This window comes from Rhodococcus sp. P14 (genome assembly GCF_000256505.1).
Lineage (GTDB): Bacteria > Actinomycetota > Actinomycetes > Mycobacteriales > Mycobacteriaceae > Rhodococcus > Rhodococcus ruber.
Genome location: NZ_AJFC01000060.1, coordinates 1 through 644 on the forward strand (window position 1 = coordinate 1; position 644 = coordinate 644).

Sequence of the window (644 nt, forward strand, 5' to 3'; positions counted from 1 at the left end):
CGGAGCGCGATCACGGCCAGGGTCACGATCAGGATCCCGATCGGCACGTTGATCAGGAAGATCCAGCGCCAGGACACCTCGGTCAGAGCGCCGCCGATGATCAGCCCGGCGATCGAGCCGACACCGGTCATGGCCGCGAAGATGGCGATCGCCTGGTTGCGGGCCGGTCCGGGTGCGAAGGTGGTGGCGACCAGCGCCAGGGCCGTGGGCGAGGCCACAGCGGCGCCGACGCCCTGCAGCGCGCGGGCCGCGACGAGGGTGCCCTCGTTGACGGCGAGTCCGCACAGCAGCGAGGCGAGCGTGAACAACCCGACGCCGGCGATGAACATGCGTTTACGACCGAAGGCGTCGCCGAGGCGTCCGCCGAGCAGCATGAGACCGCCGTAGCTCAGTGCGTACGACGTGAGCACCCAGTTGCGTCCCGCGTCGCTCAGGCCGAGGTCCTCCTGCAACGGGGCCAGCGCGAGATTGGCGACCGTGCCGTCGAGCACGACCATCAACTGGAGGCCGCTGAGGACGACGATCGCCAGACCCAGCGCACGCGTGGTGACGGGGTAGCTCACGGGCGAGGAGGTTTCGGCCATGTGGATCAACGTTACCGAGCGTCCGAGGCGACCTCGGCCACCGGCCCGACGTCGAACGCG

1 protein-coding gene is annotated in these 644 nt (G+C 69.7%); it reads right to left on the reverse strand.

The features are described from left to right. Window positions 1-584: MFS transporter (locus OEY_RS0104350; protein WP_010592715.1), on the reverse strand; the 584-nt coding region annotated here is incomplete at its 3' end. Window positions 585-644 lie beyond the last annotated feature (60 nt).